This is a genomic window from Shimia haliotis (assembly GCF_900114415.1).
Taxonomy (GTDB): Bacteria; Pseudomonadota; Alphaproteobacteria; order Rhodobacterales; family Rhodobacteraceae; genus Shimia; species Shimia haliotis.
The window spans coordinates 263,047-279,724 of sequence record NZ_FOSZ01000001.1 but is presented as its reverse complement, the minus strand read 5'-3'; the positions used below and the strand labels follow the sequence as shown (position 1 = coordinate 279,724).

Here is a 16,678-nt window from a genome sequence, read left to right as displayed (position 1 = left end):
GGTTTCATCTTCAGTCTCCTCAGTCATGCGCGGAGCAATCCGCAGATGTCAAATGGGAGGACACACACATGACATTCCACCTGGGCCGTCGCGCCTTGCTCGCTGCCGCGGCAGCATTCACCCTCACCGGCTCTGCCATGGCGGATGGCCACAAGGTTGCGGACAGCATTCACTTCCTCATCCCCGGCGGCGCCGGTGGCGGATGGGACGGCACCGCACGCGGCACCGGTGAGGCGCTGACCAAAGCGGGCCTCGTGGGCACCGCATCCTACGAAAACATGTCCGGTGGCGGTGGCGGCAAAGCCATCGGGTATCTGATTGAAAACGCAGACAGCAACCACGGCACATTGATGGTGAATTCCACACCCATCGTGATCCGCTCGCTGACCGGCGTGTTCCCGCACAACTTCCGTGACCTGACGCTGGTGTCGGGCACCATCGGGGATTACGCCGCTTTGGTGGTTGGCAAAGACAGCCCGCTGAACTCCATGGACGATCTGATGGCAGCTTATGACGCCGATCCTTCGAGCACCGCGATCGGTGGCGGCTCGGTTCCAGGCGGCATGGACCACCTCGTGGCGGCCATGGTGATGGAAGCCGCCGGCAAGGATGCCCTCAACGTAAAATACATCCCCTATGACGCGGGCGGTAAAGCCATGGCAGCGCTTTTGTCGGGCGAAATCAAGGCGCTCTCCACGGGATTCTCCGAAGCGGTGGCGCTGGCACAGGCGGGCGAAGTCAAAATCCTCGGCGTGACCTCTGATGCGCGCGTGGATGCCTACGGTGACGCACCAACCATGATGGAACAGGGCATCGACACAACCTTCGTGAACTGGCGTGGTTTCTTCGCGGCTCCAGGCCTGCCTGAAGACAAGCTCGCCATGTATCAGGATGCGATTGCCAAGATGTATGACACCCCTCAGTGGGAAGAAGTGCGTGCGCGCAACGGCTGGGTCAACATCCACAACTCCGGCGACGATTTCCGCAGCTTCCTTGAAGATCAGGAAAAAGTCATCGGCGATCTGATGAAAAAGCTGGGATTCCTTTAAACCCTTCGGGTGTGAGGGGCTCTGCCCCTCATACTCCCCGAGGTATTTTGCGCAATGGGAAGAAGAGGACGCGCCGCGCCCTCCTCCGAGAAGGGCCCCTTCCCATTGCACGGCCATCGGCTCCTCAGCCTGTACCGCAGACTCAGATTGCGGCTTTAAGGTTAACAAAACCTTTCCTATTGCCCGAAATACCTTGGGGGAGGCGCAGCTCTGCTGCGACGGGGGCAAAGCCCCCTCCCCGACACCCCCAATATCTGGAGAGACCAATGGCGCTTGATCGCTGGATAGCCTTTGTCATTCTTTGTGTGGCCCTGGCCTATGGCTATGCCGCCTTTTTCACCATGGACGGGCTCTTGCCGCCCTTCATGCAACGCAACCCGATCTGGCCGAGCACCTTTCCCAAGATCCTGTCGGTTCTGACTGTTCTCACCTGTTTGGTGATCCTGCTGGGATTGGAAAAATCGGATGATCCCGACAACATCGGCGACATCGATTATCGCCGTCTTGGCCAATACAATCTGACGCAGGCTTTGTTGTTGCTTGGGCTGATGGTGGCCTATGCGCTGCTGTTGCGCCCAGCGGGGTTTCTGTTGTCCACCTTCGCCTTCCTGAGCGCGGGCGCGTTTGTTCTTGGGGAGCGCAAGTTCCACATCCTTTTGCCTGTCGCCGCTGCCGCAAGCTTTGCGGTCTGGTATCTGGTGGATCAGGTGCTGGGGATTTTCCTGCGCCCGTGGCCGTTCTTTATCTAAGGAGTTGAGACAATGATCGAAGGTCTTCTGATCGGCCTCAGCGCCGCGTTTTCCCTGCAAAACCTGTTGATGGTGATTGCAGGCTGTCTGATTGGCACATTCATCGGCATGCTGCCGGGTTTGGGGCCGATGTCCATCATTGCCATTATGATTCCTGTGGCGATCACAATCGGCGATCCGTCTGCGGCACTGATCCTACTTGCGGGCGTCTATTATGGTGCCATCTTTGGCGGCTCTACCTCGTCCATCCTGCTCAATGCGCCGGGGGTCGCGGGCACCGTCGCCACCAGCTTTGACGGCTACCCGATGGCCCGCAAAGGTCAGGCGGGCAAGGCCCTGACCATCGCCGCGATTGCGTCGTTCGGTGGCGGCACCATTGGCGCCATCCTGTTGATGATCTTTGCGCCGATGCTGTCGACTGTGGCTCTGCTGTTTCATTCCGCCGAATATTTCGCTCTGATGGTCGTCGGGCTCTCGGCCATCGCCGCATTTGCCGGAACCGGCAATGTGGCCAAGGCGATCCTGATGACGCTTTTGGGGCTGCTCATGGCCACCGTTGGCGAAGGCGCGCTTTTCAACATGCCGCGTTTCACAATGGGGCTGATGGACCTGCAATCAGGTTTCAGCTTTATCACTCTGGCGATGGCGATGTTTGCCTTGCCCGAGGCGATTTTCCTCGTGCTCAATCCCGCGCGCTCGGTACAGGGCGGCGACGGCGGCAAAATCGACAACCTGCGCATCACCCGCGAGGAGGGCCGCAAGATCGCGCCGGTGATCGGCCGCCAGTCGTTGCAAGGGTTCTTCATCGGTGTTTTGCCCGGAGCTGGGGCGACAATCGCATCCTTCCTCGGCTATGCAGTTGAACGCAACATCGCCAGCAAGGAAGAGCAAGAAGAGTTTGGCAAGGGATCCATCAAGGGGCTCGCTGCGCCGGAATCTGCCAACAACGCGGCCTGCACAGGCTCCTTTGTGCCTCTGTTGACGCTGGGCATTCCGGGGTCGGGCACCACGGCAATCCTGCTGGGCGCGCTGATTGCGCTCAACGTCACACCGGGGCCGCGTCTGATGATTGATGAGCCACAGATTTTCTGGGCTGTGATCATTTCGATGTATGTGGGCAACCTTGTGCTCTTGGTTCTGAACCTGCCGCTGATCCCCTATATCGCCAAAGTGCTCTCGATCCCGCGCAACTATCTGATCCCGTTCATTTTGTTCTTCACGTTGATGGGCAGCTATATCGGTCAGAACAACGCGACAGAGCTTTTGCTTCTTGTCGGAATGGGCGTCTGCGCCACGATCCTGCGGTTTGCGGATTACCCGCTCGCTCCGTTGCTGATCGGGTTTATTCTGGGCCGCATGCTGGAGGACAACTTTGCCCGCTCTATGCAGCTTTATGACGGCATCGGCTTCATTCTGGACCGGCCTATGACCCTTGGTCTTCTGGTTGTGGCCATCCTGTTGGTGGTCGTGCCAAGCTATCGTGCGCGGCGCGCCCGCGCCAGACAAGCCGGCATTGCCGACGGAGATTGATCCGCATCCAATAGCCCCACAAAAAAGGGCGGCGCCGTAAATCGGCGCCGCCCTTTTTCTTTTGTTCTCAGAGCTTAGTCAGCGCCATTCGCCTTGTCGCGCAGCCCATCACGGAACAGCGCCTTGGCAAGCGAGATACACATCAGCCCCATCACCATTGTGAACGGCAAGGCGCCAATGATCATCGCACTTCTTAGCGATTCCATCGGGTCTGCCCCGCCGCCGGTCTTGCCAGCAATCAACAGCGTTCCGATCACTGCGGTCAAAATCAGACCCCAGACAATCTTGTGCTTATTGCCAACCTCCTGATCGCCGCCGGACATGATGGTGTTCATCACCAGAATACCAGAGTCTGCGGAGGTCACGAGGAAGGTCATAATCAGCACAACGCACATGATTGTCAGCGCAGACAATAGCCCGCCCGACATCATCTGGCCCAGAGTGACAAAGAGCTTGGCGGTGTTGGACGCACCGATGATGGCCCCCTCCGCATCGCCGGTCAGTTCAAGGTCAATTGCTGTGCCACCCAAAATGGTCATCCATGCAAAACACACCAACGCCGGAGCAATCATGCAGCCGAAGATAAATTCGCGCACGGTACGCCCGCGTGAAATGCGTGCAAGGAACAGACCAACAAAGGGTGAGAATGCAATCCACCAAGCCCAATAGAACGTGGTCCAACCGGCTTGCCAGCCAAACTGACGACCAGGTTCACCTGCGGCATAAGCCGCCTGCAAAACCGTGTCAGACAACGCTGCGGCATCGCCTTCAAGCCCCGTACGGAACCCGTCAAACGATCCCCAAGCGTTGGTCGCCCCGCCGCGCAACGCATCCGCATAGGGTGCGGCTTCTGCTGGCAAAGCCGCAGCAAACTCAGCCGCGGATTGCGGGCCAAACGCGCCAAAGCTCAGCGAGACAAAATGCAGGATGTAGTCAACCAAAGCGGTGGCATAGGTGGTCATGGCAAACAAGAACGAGCCAAAGAACACAAAGGTGAACAAAAGGATCAACGACAGCACAAGATTGAGGTTGGAGAGATATTTCACCCCGCGACCAACGCCAGACACCGCCGACAGGATCGACAGGCCCATGATGATCACAAGACCCACAATCAGCCCCACAGTTCCCGGAGCCGGAGCATCACCGGTCATGTCCATCATCCACTCCATGCCGGTGATGGCATAAAGACCGTCGATGAACTGGGACACACCAAAGCCAATCGTGACCGAGACACCAAGGATGGTGGCAACAACGCCGAGCACGTCAACCACGTGGCCCAAAACGCCGTTCATCAGCTTGCCAAACAGCGGCGTCAACGCCGAGCGGATGGTCAGAGGCATGCCACGGGTATAGGCGTAGTAAGCCAGCGACAAACCCGTCACCACATAGATCGCCCAAGCATGAAAACCATAGTGAGCAAAGGTATACCGATACGCTGACTGCAACGCCTCTTCGGTGTTGCCGGTAACGTCACCCGCTACAACCACAGGGTTTGATCCCCACAAACCCAAAGGCTCCGCGGTGGCGAACACCATCAGGCCCACGCCAAGACCGGCGCCGAACATCATGGAAAACCACGAAAAGTTTGAAAACTCCGTGCCTTCTCCCGGTCGCCCCATGATCCGGCTGCCGGTCTGCGGTATCAGCGCCAGCGCGACAAGGAAGAAGGCGAAGAAGCCCACAATGACGATGTAAAAGCTGTTGAAGCTCTCAAGCAGTGTCCAGTTCAGGCTGCCCAAAACGCCGTTGGCATTTGCGGGCCAAACCAGAGCCCAGATGACCAGGCCAACCAGAATAGCTTTGGAAAACAGCGCGATTTCGACGCTGTGTCCTTTATAGAAACCCGTGTCAGCGGTGCTGACCTCGACTTCCGTGAATGGTGGTTTAATTGACATGCGATTCCTCCCAGTATGCCAATGTGTCGGCCCCTATGACGTCCTTCCCGCGTCGCTCAGCCGGTTATTGTTTCGTTTTCCCCTTGGGTCGCGCGTTTTCACGCAACCCTCTCTTTATGTCTCAGACGCCAGACCTGTTTTGGCGGCGCTGCGTTTCTCAATCATTGTCATTGGTCCCTGCCCCTGCGCCCTTAAGGCGCGAGGCCTCGGTCGCCGGCGCATAGGTGCGGTGTGCAAACTCCCCCAAGGTGGCCCAGTCTGCCTTTGTTGGCGTGGCCCGAGCGGCGCCTGAGGCCGCATCGCCCAAAGTGCCCCCGCTTGTCACAACAACACTATCACTGACCACGGCGATGTCGCCGGTCACGCTGGCAGCGTCCGCCTGAACCACGGCCTCAAAGGCGTTGCCACGCACCGTCACAGGCTCGCCTATCCGGCGCGCGACATTTGCGGCAAACGGCAGCAAAAGCATAGGCACAGCCACATGAGACAGGCGCACCGGCCCCTGCCGAAGATCCGCCGCAAAATCACTCAGGGCTGCCCCCGCATGTACGGGACAGGCAGCCCCTTCAGCGACGCGCAATTCGCCGTTTTCAAAGGAGATCGGCCGAATTTTGGTGCCGTTGATTTCCTGCAATGCCATTGCCAAAGCCGCACACCCATCCAAATCCCGCGCGCACAGCCAGCGGGTCGCCCAACCGGCCTCCTCAGCCATGCCCCAAGCATAACCCGCCCCGCGTGCCGCCTTTTTGGCCATGGCCTCAACTTCGTTGAACGATACCGTCACTCAGGCGCCCCCGGATAAACCCAATCATCAACATTTTCCGCAGACAACTCGGTGGGATACGGCGCGCCGGCAAACATGCAAATGCGCACCCAACGGTCCGAACGCGGGTCAAAATGTGTGGCCCCAAAGAACGAGAGCTTGGCTCTGAGCATATCAATGGGCATCACTTGGTCTGAAATCGTATTGTCGCGAATTTCGCCGTAAGGTGCGCGGGCGCTGATCTGGGCGCGGCGCACTGTGTGCCGATGCTCAGGATGCTTCAGCAAGACCTCCGCCACGGCGGCCTCGTCGGCCCAACCCTCCAGATCACTCAGAGCGGCCACCGCATCCCGCGCGGGTGCCAATGGCTGTTCATAGTCTTCTACCGGCTCTTCAAACCGCTCCCCAAGTCGCGGTTCAAGCTTTTCCTCGGACACGTACCAAGCGCGAGCGCATGTTTTTTTGTCGGACCAGTCCAGTGACCGCGCCCACGCAAACTGACGTTCCAGAAGCGCGCACACTTCGGCCACCGGCATCGCCCCGTCAATGGCCTCGCGCCCGCTGTCATCCGCCATACATGACGCCAGACCATCCACCAAGGCGCCGTAGGGCTCCAGTATCAAAGAGAGCAGCATCTCCTGCCCCTCTTCGCTCAAACCACCTTCCGCCCAAACTGCCAGTTCATCCCACGGATGCGTCACGTCAAAATCAAACGTCGCCAGATGGGTGCTAAGGTCATCCAGATCAGCCCGCAAAGCCGCCAGTTTGGCCTTTTGAATCTCGTGGGCGGATTGCCAGCGCGCCACTGAAATCTCGCTGCGCGCCAGCCGGTCTTTGAAGGTTAAAACCTCCTCCGGCGTGGCGTTTGAAATGGCGCGCACGCGCCGGATGGCCTCTTCGCGCACGGTGATCCAATTGTTGACCAACACTGGATGGTTGATCAGGAACGGCGCCATGCCAAGACCGGTTGAATTGCCAATACCAAGGCCGCGCGCGATGTCCGGTGCCAGCGCCACCGCCTTGGCTCCGCCTTTGCATCGCGCCATATGCTCGACCAAATCGCGCACAAACCAACGGGTCAAATAGACTGACATCATCTCGACCTGAAACGGTGCATGCACTTCTGGACGTTGCGCAACCTTGTCGCGATCGGCTGCCCCGAATTTGCCAGAACCGTAGACCGCCGTGGTGCGCATCAGATATCCGACGTCATCCATCGTACCGCGATCAGGCTGCCGCCCTTCGGCCAAAGCCTCTGTTACATGGGCCCAAAGCCGCACAGACCGGTTTGCGCGCGACAAGGACAGTTCTTTTTCGCTCACCCGCCCCGCCTCTTGCAGCGGCACGTTTTGCGACAACCGCTCGATATCAGCGGCGTCTGGCACCCCGTCAAACATCGCAAACGTCGCGTCCCATGCCTCGGCAATCACCCGATCTGACCGCAGTTCGGCGGGCAAGTCATGGGCAAAGGCAACCAGAGAATAACTACGCTCCGGTCCGTGCGCGGTATAGACCGCGTGCCCGACACCCTTGTCGTCGATGTCAAACACCGACCGCTCAAACCGCCACGCCTCACCCGCCAGCCGACGCAGCAAGATGCGCATGAAACTTAGGCGGCACTGATGCAAAGACCCCAACCGCGACAGTCGCATCACGGTTTCCGGCGGGCGCAAGGCGATTTGGCGCGGCTCCGTCATGGCGCGGAGGGTCCGAAGTTTTCAGAGAAGAACCGATACCAGTTGCCGCCCATAATGGCCGCCACCTCGTCGTCGTTCATGCCGACCTCACGCAAGCCCTGCTCGATATTGCCGAAATGGCGATTGTCCTGAAACCACGGCGGCATCGGCGGAAATCCGGGGGCGGCGGCGGAGCCTTCGCCAAAGTCGATTTCCTTGCTCCAGCGGCCGGTGCGCATCCATTCGACAATGCTGTCGGGCTGGTCCTGACACAAGTCGGTCCCGATCCCCAGATGCGCCACGCCAAAACGATCCGCCGTGTCGGCGATCATCTGGCAAAAATCGGTCAGAGAGCAGTCAGATTTGCCTTTTAGATGATGGGGGTAGAGCGAAAACCCTAGCATACCGCCGTTTTCCGTCACCGCACGGATCACGTCGTCTTTCTTGTTGCGCAGTGCAGGCTGCCAGACATGCGGATTGGCATGTGTGATGGCAATCGGACGCTCGGAAATCTCTGCCGCCTCGATGGTCGATCGATCCGCTGAATGGCTCATATCCACCACCAGACCGACGCGGTTCATCTCCTTGATCACCTGCCGACCCATGCGGGTGATGCCCGCGTCCTCCGCCTCATAACACCCCGTCGCCAGAAGCGACTGGTTGTTGTACGTCAGCTGCATGAAGCGCGCACCCAATGTGTGCAGGATTTCCACAAGGCCGATGTCGTCTTCGATCGGACTGGGGTTCTGAAAGCCAAAGAAGATCGCGGTGCGGCCCGTTTCGCGGGCCACATCAATATCGCTGGCCCATTGGCCTTTCATGATCAGGTCGGGATACATCTCGAACCAACGGTTCCATTGCTCAAAGTTAAGCACCGTTTCGCGAAAGGTCTCGTGATAGGCGATGGTCACATGCACCGCATCCACGTTCCCTTCGCGCATCTGCCGGAAAATCTTTTCCGACCAGTTCGCGTATTGCAGCCCGTCGATCCGCATCAGGTTGGCTCTCCCGCGCTGATGTAGGCCGTTTTGACGGTGGTGTAGAATTCCGCAGCCGCCTTGCCTTGTTCGCGCGGGCCATAGGAACTGTCGCCGCGTCCACCGAAGGGCACGTGATAGTCGGTGCCAGCTGTCGGCAGATTCACGGTCACAACACCGGTGCGCGCATTGCGCCGGAAATGCGTGGCGCGCGCCAGATCGCGGGTGACGATGCCAGAGGTCAGGCCAAAGTTGGTGTCGTTCACCGTGGCCAGCGCTTCGTCATAGCTGTCGACCTTGATCACAGCGGCAAGCGGCGCGAACATCTCTTCGCGGTTGATGCGCATGTCGTTGGTGGTGTTCAAGAAAACGCCCGGAGTCATATAAAATCCGTCGTGCGGCATCTCGAGCCGTTGACCACCTGCGGCCAGTTCTGCCCCCTCCGACACACCGAGCGCGGCATAATCGAGGTTTTCCTGCAATTGCTGCGCGCTGACCACAGGGCCAATCTGCGTGCCGTCTTCCAGCGCGTGGCCAACCTTCATTGCCTGCATGCCTGCAACGAATTTCTCGACAAAGGCGTCATGTACTGCCGAATGCACAATCAGGCGCGAGGACGCGGTGCATTTCTGCCCTGTGCCGCCAAACGCGCCGCCAAGTGCCACAGCAACCGCAAGATCAAGATCGCCGTCGTCCATCACCGCCAGCGCGTTTTTGGAGCCCATCTCCATCTGAACCTTGGTCAGGTTCTGAATGGCCGCCGTGGCAATACCCTTGCCCACCGGCACCGAGCCGGTGAAGGAAATCGCATCCACCATCGGGCTTTCAACAAGCGCTTGCCCGATCGCCCCACCGGCGCCCATCACCAGAGAGAACAACCCCTTGGGAATGTCCTGCTTGTTGATGATCTCCGCCAGAGCCACCGCAGAGGCAGGCGTCACATTTGCGGGCTTCCACACTACGGCGTTGCCATAACACAGAGCCGGCGCGATCTTCCAAGATGCGGTGGCGGTCGGGAAGTTCCACGGCGAAATGATCGCCACTGCGCCGACCGGTTCGCGCCGCACGTCAACTTCGATGCCGGGGCGCACGCTGTCTGCATTCTCGCCAAGCTGGCGCAGGCATTCCGCCGCATAGTAGGTAAAGAACTGACCAGCGCGATAAACTTCGCCTTTGCCTTCCGCCAGCGGCTTGCCCTCTTCGCGGCTCAACAATCTGCCAAGCTCTTCGGCGCGGGCCATCATTTCCGTGCCGATCGCCATCAACACCGCCTGCTTGCGTTCCATGCCATAGGCTGCCCATTCCGCCTGAGCACGGCGCGCCTGCGCCAAGGTGTCTTGCAACTGCGCGGTGCTTGCCTGCGTGAAAACGCCAATCAAATCAGTCAGATCAGACGGGCTGCGGTTCTCGATTTCAGACTCACCAGCCGCCCATTCACCGGCAATCAAATTCAACTTGGTCTCAGACATCACAATCCTCACTTCGCGCGCCGCGCGGGGTTATTTGGCACGTATGGTGGACGTTTCCCCCAATGTCAGTCAAACTTAAACTTCTTAAGTAAATTTCAGGATTGCTGAAGTCATGATCAAAATAGATATGCTCCGCTGCTTCAGCACAGTCGCGCAATTCGGCACCTTGTCAGAGGCAGCCCTGCGGCTAGGTCGCACGCAATCGGCATTGTCGATGACTCTGAAGCAACTCGAAGAGCACCTCGGCGCACGGCTCTTTGAAACCGAGCGCAAGAACAAGCTGACTCCACTGGGGCAAGAGGTCTTTCGTTTGGCCCAACAACAGCTGCGCCAGTTTGACGATACGGTGCATGCGATCGAAGCCGCCTCCAATGCGCCGCGCGGGCTTTTGCGCATCGCCTCCATTCCTTCCGCCGCCAGCCTCGCCCTGCCGGACGCCATAGCCGCTCTGATGCAGACCCACCCTCATCTAAAGGTCGATCTGCGCGACATGGACAGCGAAATGGTGGCCGAGGCAATGTTGCACGGTCAGGCCGACCTTGGCATCACGTCCCGCCGGCAGCCGCTGACCGGCACGCGGCAAGAGGTTTTGTTTGAGGATTCCTTTGGTCTGCTTTGCGGCGTGAAACACCCCTTGGCCGGACAGGAAAACCCGACCTTCGAGGATGTTTTTGGCGCCAACTTCATCCGCAACAATCTGTGCGACCATATCGAACACAACGCCGTCAAAGCCGCGCTTCAAAACGCCAATCTAACCGTGCACAACACGCATTCTCTGATCGCCATGGTGCGGACGCATGAATGGGTGACAATCCTTCCCCAAAGCGTGGCCCGCGCCCTGCCCTCCGAATTGACTTTCAAATCTATCCACGGGTTGTGTGAGCGGCGCACCGTATCGTTGCTGATAAGCGAACGTACCCGTTTTCCCGATCTGGTGGATGATTTTGCCATGACGCTTCGGCACTGTGACTGGACAGTTCCCGGCAGCAGTGCGGCGTACGCGTCATAAGTGTTGAAAACTGTGGGGAAATGGTACCGCCTCCCCGGCTCGAACGGGGGACCCCTGGTTCCACAAACCAGTGCTCTAACCAACTGAGCTAAGGCGGCACGCAAGGGCGATTTAGCGCCCTGTGCAGGTGAATGCAAGCACCTAAAATGAAATTTTCCAAGTTTGTTCGACCAGATCAACGCCGAAATTTGTCACCGGTTGCGCATCGGTCATTTCAAACCCGTAGGCCCGATACAAAGCACAGGCCGCGACGTGGCTTTCATGGGTCCAAAGCTGCATTCCCACATACCCACGGTCGCGCGCAAACCCTAGGCAGGTCTCAAGCAAATGCCGCCCCAGCCCCAGTCCCTGCGCCTCGGGCTGTACAAGAAACAGGCGGAGTTTTGCCACCTCGGGCTGCTCGGATTTCACACAGAAAATACTGCCCAGCCGCCAATGGCCGCGTTCAGCAACCCAGCCGCGTTCCCAAATGGAATCATGGCGGTCAAGAAAGTCAGTCAAAATCGCGGTAACCAGAACGGCAAAGCTGTCATCAAACCCTTCGGTTCTGGAATAAAGGTCGGCATGAGCCTCCACCAGCCAATCCAGGTCCCGCGCTTCAAATCTACGCAAACTGATCCCGTCAATCTCACGCACTTTGCCCTCCATCGCTCGCGTGGCTTGCCTTCGTCGTGATATCACGCTACCCGATTTGCCAGCACAGGAGAACCGTCATGGGCATCAACACCGAACGCGACATCGAAGCCAACATGCAAATCGGCCCGACCGATCAGGGATTCGTGCGGATTTTTATCGAAGCGGACGGCATTGAGATCCCAATGGATTTCTCTCCGGAAGAAGCCGAAGAAATCGCGGATGAAATTCGCGCCGCTGCTGCGACGGCCAAACACGTCGACTAAGCGACCGCTCAGGTCAGGATTTCACCTGGTCCCTTGAGCTCAAAACTCTCGATCTCGAATTCATAATACCCGTTCCGATCGCCCCGTTCTGCGCGGGCGATCAGTTTTCCGTCTTTGTGGAAAACCGCGTGCACCGTGTGAATGGCGCGGTAACACCAGTCTCCGTCGGGATAGTTGAACTTCACCATCATGCGTGGGTCTCCTCATCTGGCATCGGGGCAAGTTTCGGGTCACGAAACCGCTGAAGCCGGCGGGCCGCGTCGGTGGCAAATTTCTGGATCATCTTCTTACGGCGCGCAGGGGCCAGTTTGTCCTCTGGCCCCATTCGGATGATTTCCGCGTCATAAGCATCCGCCATGATCAACCCTGTGCCTTCGGGCAGCAGATCGGTTGGAAAATCCGTGTCCACCGCCCAAAAATAACGGTCGCACCACTCCAGGTACCCCTGCCATTTGCTGTCAGACTGAAAATCCGCGCGGCTGGATTTGCATTCCACCACCCAAAGCTCGCCTTTGGGGCCGAGTGCCATAACATCCACCCGCAGGCCACGCGTCGGAACAAACTCTTCGATGGATACATAGCCATGGCTGCGCAAATGACGGCTGACGCCGCGCGCGAGCAACTGTCCGGGTTGCAGAGGTGTGATCGATGTATCTTCCATATTGCCAACGTGAACAATCCATGAACAAAAGGCAAGCCCCGACATTTCCCGCGCCCCCTTGTGCCCCGCCTCCATCGCGCTTAGGTAAGTCAGTGGCGGGTTCTGCCCTTCTCGTGATACGGTTGCATTCCGGTGGCCTTAAGCAATTCCGAGGGAGCTGGCTCTGTTCTGGTCCTGGCCTGATTACCTGGCGCCCACCTGTATATACAGGTCCTCGGGAATGAGATAACCCCACGGCTGCGTTTGCGGGCCCGCCACTTTTCTCTGTGAGAACGATCGGAACGTCAGCTATGCGGAGGGAGTTGCTGTTTGCTGTAAGGGCTTCAATGACTGCTCCCAGCCCAAACCTCCCGCCAGTTGTGTTTTTCAGATTGGATGCTAGGTTGGAGTCATGTCATTAAGCAACCTCGACTTTTCCATTCGCGACTGAGACGACCCTTCCTATCAGAGTTTTGTCCAAGCAGGCGGAGAGGTGGGAATAGCAATTGGTGAGAATGGTCAGGACACAATAGACCACCATACAGCCGTTCTTGCTCACGCTATCCGGAATTACTGTGTAGGCGATGTCGACCATGATCGTCTGCAAAAACTAGATCCCTTTGAAGTTGATATTCAGACGTTTCATGGGCCGTGGTTCGATTGCGAGAAGGGGCTGTTAGTTAACAAGGGTCGAGTAACCACAAAGGCTGGCATTTCGACCGTTGACCCCTATTTTGTTGACATTGCCGATTATTCATTCCGTTCTTCGAACGGGCCGGAGCTTTGGCAACCGGGGGGGTTTGCCTACGCCTTCTGCGATCCACCTTATGGTCTGCGAACAGAGAGGTCAGTGACACAGAATCTGTATATTGCGATCACTTCCCAACTGATCCCCAACCAAGATGTCAAAATCTACAATTGGCACAGGAAGGAACTACTTGAGGCGGTCCCGCAGCTAAGGGATGGCACTGAATGGTGGGGCGTTTTCGCTCTTACAATTTTCGTTCCTACCTCCTGTCGTCTTTTTGGATTGATCGCCTCTTCGACCGATTGATGCGAATTTGAGCCAATGTCTGTTTAGTCCGCTCAGCCGACCTTGACCTCCTGCCTCAGTACCGATTTGGTGTGCTGGTGCGGAGAACGGCGGCTTGGAGCCCGTTTTGAACGTGCCTAGCTTTTCAACGAAGCCAAATCATAGATTTGGCAGCGCCCGAACCGCCCCCACGGGGCAGGCGCTTTGCTTCCACCCCTCGGTTCGGGCGCGGCATGCTGTTACAATTCAAGGTCCGCTTAGTCCCGCTCTGCCGACCTCAATCCCCCTGACTTTTGCGTAGGCCTTCACCAATGGCCGGTTTTCACGCCACACTGCAGCGTTCCCTGTCTGGCTTCGTAGGTTGAAGGCCCTACTTTGCAAAATCCCCTCCCTGCGCATTGCTGCCGTTCGTGCCCCGCGCAGCATCCGTCACTCAGGCCTCTTTCCTGCCCTTCGCTGCATTCGCGCCAATGCCCCCTAACTCATACGCACTCAAATCCTCCGGCGCGTGCAGAAGCGTCGTGTCGTACTTGGTCAGATCATCCTCCATCGCCAACCAAGGCAGCTTGTCTTTCCAGTTCACATGGAAGGTCGGATTGAACTTGGTCGGGTCTTCCAGCGACGCCGCATAAAGGTGCATGCCACCCGCATAGTGATCGGCCTCAAACCCCATCGGCGCACCACAGTCCTAGCAGAAATGCCGGAAGACACCTTTCGAACTTTCCAACGTTTTGGGCGCCTGCCCTGCCCAGCGGAAATTTCTGAGAGGGACGCCAAGCCAGGCCACCACAGGGGCTGAGCAGTTTCGGCGGCAATCGTCACAGTGGCAATAGCACTCCCAAGTAGTCTCGCCCTCGTATTCCCAGCTGGTTTTTCCGCAAAGGCAGTGGCCGCGTGTGCCCATCTCATCTCTCCCCGTTTTCAGCAGCTTAGCCGCGCGCACCCCCTGCCCAAGCGTCCAAAAACGACCATCGCAAGACGCGACCCGCAGCCAAACCGCTTGACATGATACCAAATGGTACTCTATAGATTTGCAATACCAAACGGTATCATTTTAACCACAAGGCCCCATCCATGACCGATCTGCAACCCGTCTTCCGCGCCCTTGGCGATCCGACCCGTCGCGACATCCTGCGCATGTTGGGGGACTCCCCGATGACCATCGCGCAGGTGTCCGACAACTTCGACATGACCCGCGCCGCCGTGAAAAAGCACCTCGTGGTGCTTTCTGACGGTGGTTTGATCCATGTGGAAAAACGTGGGCGCGAGGCGGTTAATACGCTCAACGCCGCCGCTCTGCGGCCGGTGTTTGACTGGATCGGCACATTTGACCGGTTCTGGGACACCCGCTTGGACGCCTTGAAATCTGCAATTGAAAAGGACGCTGCCAATGACACTGGATATGACACTGGATATGACACTGGAAAATCAAATGACTGACACTGCTATTCAAAAATCCGTCTACCTGCCTGCCCCAAAGACCCGCGTGTGGGATTTTCTCACCAAGGCCGACCTTCTGGGCAACTGGTTCCACCCTGCCCAAGAAGATCTCGCCGAGGGGGAAGACTATCTGCTGACCTCGCAAAAAGATGGCGACCGCATGTGCTGGGGCCGCGTCGAGGAAATGTCACCGCATGACTACATGAAATGGAGCTTCACCGTCGGCCCCATGGAAGGGGTCATGACAACCGTTGAATGGCGCCTTGCCGATGCCCCGGGCGGCACCAAATTGACGTTGGAACACAGTGGCCTGCCCAACAACGCCGAGGCCTATGGCCTGGTGTTGGCGCTCGATAAGGGCTGGCACGGCTTCCTGCTCAATCTGCATGACATGAGCTAGGCCCGCATTTCCACCGATGTCAGATGGCCGGCCCCACGCCGGCCATTTTCTTTTGGGAAAGAGGCGCCTAACCTGCCGTTAACAACTCAGGAGCCCATATGTTCAGCCGCGACCACCTCAGCTATGATCCCATTCCCCTGCCCGACCACATCGCGGGCTCGGACGACGACATGCGCGCCGCCGCGCTGGCGTTTGAGGCGGCCATGGCCACGCGCCACACAGTTCGCGATTTTGACACCGCTCCCGTGCCGCGCGACGTGATTGAAACCTGCATCAAAACCGCAGGCAACGCCCCCTCAGGGGCCAATCATCAGCCGTGGAGTTTTGTGGCGATCTCCAATCCTGATCTCAAGGCGCGCATCCGCGCCGAAGCCGAAGAAGAAGAACGCCGGTTCTACGCTGGAGGCGCGGGAGATGAATGGATCAAGGCACTGGAGCCCATCGGCACCAACGATCACAAACCACATCTGACCGATGCGCCGTGGCTGATTGTGATGTTTGCCCAACGCTATGGTGAATTCGAGGACGGCACGCGCTACAAGAACTACTATGTGCCTGAAAGCACCGGCATTGCTTGTGGATTTCTGATTGCCGCCCTGCATCATGCAGGTCTGTCCCTGCTCACCCACACGCCAAACCCGATGAAGTTCCTCAACGCTGCACTCGACCGGCCCGTCTCCGAAAAACCGATGATGATCCTCGCCGTTGGAAAGGCGCGCAAAGACGCGGCGATCCCTGCGGTCGCCAAAATCAAGAAACCGCTGGATGACATCCTGACCGTTTTTGAATGATCAGCGCGCCTTGTTGGCCACTTTGACCGGCACGGCTTGGCTCGGCAAAATCGGCAGAGCGTCACGTTTGCCACCGCCCCCGCCATCCTCATCCTGCGCCATGCGCATGATCGAGATGCCGAATTGCACACCGGCAAACACAATGCCGTTCAAAAACCACAGGGCAAACAGGGCAATAAAACCGCCGTCGGTCTGGGTCACGAGATGCGCAAGATTGGCAACATTGGCCCACAGCAGCAGCGCCACAAAGACCGCTGAGATCGCGAAGCCGATCAGAACTTGAGTGATGTACAGACGAATGAGTTTTGGCATACCGACGCCCCCTTTTCCCTAAGGACAGGATACGCCGATTGCCGAA

At 58.1% G+C, this 16,678-nt stretch carries 20 protein-coding genes and 1 tRNA gene; 9 read left to right on the top strand and 12 right to left on the bottom strand.

The window, feature by feature from the left end; translation table 11 throughout:
• The first annotated feature begins 68 nt into the window (after positions 1 to 68).
• The 3 genes from BM069_RS01360 (at position 69) to BM069_RS01350 (ending at position 3,328) form a co-directional block, all read left to right on the top strand.
• Entirely contained in the window at positions 69 to 1,049 is a 981-nt protein-coding gene (locus BM069_RS01360) for a Bug family tripartite tricarboxylate transporter substrate binding protein (RefSeq protein ID WP_093319330.1), read from the top strand.
• A gap of 266 nt (positions 1,050 to 1,315) precedes the next feature.
• Positions 1,316 to 1,798 (top strand): tripartite tricarboxylate transporter TctB family protein, encoded by a 483-nt coding sequence (locus BM069_RS01355; RefSeq protein WP_093319328.1) that lies wholly within the window; start codon positions 1,316 to 1,318, stop codon positions 1,796 to 1,798.
• A 12-nt stretch (positions 1,799 to 1,810) separates the two neighbouring features.
• The gene (locus BM069_RS01350; RefSeq protein WP_093319325.1) at positions 1,811 to 3,328 is read left to right on the top strand and encodes a tripartite tricarboxylate transporter permease; all 1,518 of its coding nucleotides are present in this window, start codon (positions 1,811 to 1,813) and stop codon (positions 3,326 to 3,328) included.
• A gap of 74 nt (positions 3,329 to 3,402) precedes the next feature.
• Here BM069_RS01350 and BM069_RS01345 read toward each other — a convergent pair whose 3' ends face one another.
• From BM069_RS01345 to BM069_RS01325, 5 genes are all read right to left on the bottom strand, one after another.
• Positions 3,403 to 5,223: a BCCT family transporter gene (locus tag BM069_RS01345; protein WP_093319322.1), complete on the bottom strand. Its 1,821-nt coding sequence runs from the start codon at positions 5,221 to 5,223 to the stop codon at positions 3,403 to 3,405.
• Between the two features lie 157 nt (positions 5,224 to 5,380).
• Entirely contained in the window at positions 5,381 to 6,007 is a 627-nt protein-coding gene (locus tag BM069_RS01340) for a DUF3726 domain-containing protein (RefSeq protein ID WP_093319319.1), read from the bottom strand.
• Positions 6,004 to 7,683 (bottom strand): hypothetical protein, encoded by a 1,680-nt coding sequence (locus BM069_RS01335; RefSeq protein ID WP_093319317.1) that lies wholly within the window; start codon positions 7,681 to 7,683, stop codon positions 6,004 to 6,006. Before BM069_RS01335 ends, BM069_RS01340 begins: the two co-directional genes overlap by 4 nt.
• Entirely contained in the window at positions 7,680 to 8,657 is a 978-nt protein-coding gene (locus tag BM069_RS01330) for a membrane dipeptidase (RefSeq protein ID WP_093319314.1), read from the bottom strand. The genes BM069_RS01335 and BM069_RS01330 overlap by 4 nt, the downstream gene beginning before the upstream one ends.
• Positions 8,657 to 10,108, bottom strand: a complete 1,452-nt coding sequence (locus BM069_RS01325; protein WP_093319311.1) for an aldehyde dehydrogenase family protein — start codon at positions 10,106 to 10,108, stop codon at positions 8,657 to 8,659. The genes BM069_RS01330 and BM069_RS01325 overlap by 1 nt, the downstream gene beginning before the upstream one ends.
• Before the next feature lie 112 nt (positions 10,109 to 10,220).
• Here BM069_RS01325 and BM069_RS01320 point away from each other — a divergent pair, with 112 nt between their 5' ends.
• Positions 10,221 to 11,117 carry a LysR family transcriptional regulator gene (locus tag BM069_RS01320; protein WP_093319309.1) on the top strand — a complete coding sequence of 299 codons (897 nt, stop codon included), beginning with the start codon at positions 10,221 to 10,223 and terminating at the stop codon, positions 11,115 to 11,117.
• Between the two features lie 21 nt (positions 11,118 to 11,138).
• On the opposite strand, the gene BM069_RS01315 is transcribed toward BM069_RS01320, so the two are convergent.
• Together BM069_RS01315 and BM069_RS01310 are read right to left on the bottom strand one after the other, a co-directional pair.
• Positions 11,139 to 11,215, bottom strand: a tRNA-His gene (locus BM069_RS01315).
• Between the two features lie 43 nt (positions 11,216 to 11,258).
• Positions 11,259 to 11,753: a GNAT family N-acetyltransferase gene (locus tag BM069_RS01310; protein ID WP_342028830.1), complete on the bottom strand. Its 495-nt coding sequence runs from the start codon at positions 11,751 to 11,753 to the stop codon at positions 11,259 to 11,261.
• Positions 11,754 to 11,830: 77 nt separating this feature from the next.
• On the opposite strand from BM069_RS01310, the gene BM069_RS01305 reads away from it, so the two are divergent.
• The gene (locus tag BM069_RS01305; protein ID WP_093319306.1) at positions 11,831 to 12,016 is read left to right on the top strand and encodes a DUF6324 family protein; all 186 of its coding nucleotides are present in this window, start codon (positions 11,831 to 11,833) and stop codon (positions 12,014 to 12,016) included.
• An 8-nt stretch (positions 12,017 to 12,024) separates the two neighbouring features.
• Here BM069_RS01305 and BM069_RS01300 read toward each other — a convergent pair whose 3' ends face one another.
• Together BM069_RS01300 and BM069_RS01295 are read right to left on the bottom strand one after the other, a co-directional pair.
• Positions 12,025 to 12,207 carry a hypothetical protein gene (locus tag BM069_RS01300; protein WP_093319304.1) on the bottom strand — a complete coding sequence of 61 codons (183 nt, stop codon included), beginning with the start codon at positions 12,205 to 12,207 and terminating at the stop codon, positions 12,025 to 12,027.
• The gene (locus tag BM069_RS01295) at positions 12,204 to 12,677 is read right to left on the bottom strand and encodes an MmcB family DNA repair protein (RefSeq protein ID WP_093321183.1); all 474 of its coding nucleotides are present in this window, start codon (positions 12,675 to 12,677) and stop codon (positions 12,204 to 12,206) included. Before BM069_RS01295 ends, BM069_RS01300 begins: the two co-directional genes overlap by 4 nt.
• Before the next feature lie 472 nt (positions 12,678 to 13,149).
• Between BM069_RS01295 and BM069_RS01290 the strand changes: the two genes are divergently transcribed.
• Positions 13,150 to 13,710: a hypothetical protein gene (locus BM069_RS01290; RefSeq protein WP_093319301.1), complete on the top strand. Its 561-nt coding sequence runs from the start codon at positions 13,150 to 13,152 to the stop codon at positions 13,708 to 13,710.
• 412 nt (positions 13,711 to 14,122) lie between these two features.
• Here BM069_RS01290 and BM069_RS01285 read toward each other — a convergent pair whose 3' ends face one another.
• Entirely contained in the window at positions 14,123 to 14,362 is a 240-nt protein-coding gene (locus BM069_RS01285) for a hypothetical protein (RefSeq protein WP_093319298.1), read from the bottom strand.
• A 15-nt stretch (positions 14,363 to 14,377) separates the two neighbouring features.
• Positions 14,378 to 14,593: a GFA family protein gene (locus tag BM069_RS20225; protein WP_093319296.1), complete on the bottom strand. Its 216-nt coding sequence runs from the start codon at positions 14,591 to 14,593 to the stop codon at positions 14,378 to 14,380.
• 170 nt (positions 14,594 to 14,763) lie between these two features.
• On the opposite strand from BM069_RS20225, the gene BM069_RS01275 reads away from it, so the two are divergent.
• From BM069_RS01275 to BM069_RS01265, 3 genes are all read left to right on the top strand, one after another.
• Entirely contained in the window at positions 14,764 to 15,129 is a 366-nt protein-coding gene (locus BM069_RS01275) for an ArsR/SmtB family transcription factor (protein WP_093319293.1), read from the top strand.
• Positions 15,080 to 15,529 carry an SRPBCC family protein gene (locus tag BM069_RS01270; protein WP_093319291.1) on the top strand — a complete coding sequence of 150 codons (450 nt, stop codon included), beginning with the start codon at positions 15,080 to 15,082 and terminating at the stop codon, positions 15,527 to 15,529. Before BM069_RS01275 ends, BM069_RS01270 begins: the two co-directional genes overlap by 50 nt.
• Positions 15,530 to 15,627: 98 nt before the next feature.
• On the top strand, positions 15,628 to 16,320 hold the full coding sequence (locus tag BM069_RS01265; RefSeq protein ID WP_093319288.1) for a nitroreductase family protein: 693 nt from the start codon (positions 15,628 to 15,630) through the stop codon (positions 16,318 to 16,320).
• On the opposite strand, the gene BM069_RS01260 is transcribed toward BM069_RS01265, so the two are convergent.
• Complete coding sequence (locus BM069_RS01260) at positions 16,321 to 16,632, bottom strand: hypothetical protein (protein WP_093319286.1); 312 nt, start codon at positions 16,630 to 16,632, stop codon at positions 16,321 to 16,323.
• Positions 16,633 to 16,678 lie beyond the last annotated feature (46 nt).

Coding starts and splice junctions, on each gene's coding strand:
- BM069_RS01360 (WP_093319330.1), top strand. CDS start 69: ATGACATTCCACCTGGGCCGTCGCGCCTTGCTCGCTGCCGCGGCAGCA.
- BM069_RS01355 (WP_093319328.1), top strand. CDS start 1,316: ATGGCGCTTGATCGCTGGATAGCCTTTGTCATTCTTTGTGTGGCCCTG.
- BM069_RS01350 (WP_093319325.1), top strand. CDS start 1,811: ATGATCGAAGGTCTTCTGATCGGCCTCAGCGCCGCGTTTTCCCTGCAA.
- BM069_RS01345 (WP_093319322.1), bottom strand. CDS start 5,223: ATGTCAATTAAACCACCATTCACGGAAGTCGAGGTCAGCACCGCTGAC.
- BM069_RS01335 (WP_093319317.1), bottom strand. CDS start 7,683: ATGACGGAGCCGCGCCAAATCGCCTTGCGCCCGCCGGAAACCGTGATG.
- BM069_RS01330 (WP_093319314.1), bottom strand. CDS start 8,657: ATGCGGATCGACGGGCTGCAATACGCGAACTGGTCGGAAAAGATTTTC.
- BM069_RS01325 (WP_093319311.1), bottom strand. CDS start 10,108: ATGTCTGAGACCAAGTTGAATTTGATTGCCGGTGAATGGGCGGCTGGT.
- BM069_RS01320 (WP_093319309.1), top strand. CDS start 10,221: ATGATCAAAATAGATATGCTCCGCTGCTTCAGCACAGTCGCGCAATTC.
- BM069_RS01305 (WP_093319306.1), top strand. CDS start 11,831: ATGGGCATCAACACCGAACGCGACATCGAAGCCAACATGCAAATCGGC.
- BM069_RS01300 (WP_093319304.1), bottom strand. CDS start 12,207: ATGATGGTGAAGTTCAACTATCCCGACGGAGACTGGTGTTACCGCGCC.
- BM069_RS01295 (WP_093321183.1), bottom strand. CDS start 12,677: ATGGAAGATACATCGATCACACCTCTGCAACCCGGACAGTTGCTCGCG.
- BM069_RS01285 (WP_093319298.1), bottom strand. CDS start 14,362: ATGGGGTTTGAGGCCGATCACTATGCGGGTGGCATGCACCTTTATGCG.
- BM069_RS20225 (WP_093319296.1), bottom strand. CDS start 14,593: ATGGGCACACGCGGCCACTGCCTTTGCGGAAAAACCAGCTGGGAATAC.
- BM069_RS01275 (WP_093319293.1), top strand. CDS start 14,764: ATGACCGATCTGCAACCCGTCTTCCGCGCCCTTGGCGATCCGACCCGT.
- BM069_RS01270 (WP_093319291.1), top strand. CDS start 15,080: ATGACACTGGATATGACACTGGATATGACACTGGAAAATCAAATGACT.
- BM069_RS01265 (WP_093319288.1), top strand. CDS start 15,628: ATGTTCAGCCGCGACCACCTCAGCTATGATCCCATTCCCCTGCCCGAC.
- BM069_RS01260 (WP_093319286.1), bottom strand. CDS start 16,632: ATGCCAAAACTCATTCGTCTGTACATCACTCAAGTTCTGATCGGCTTC.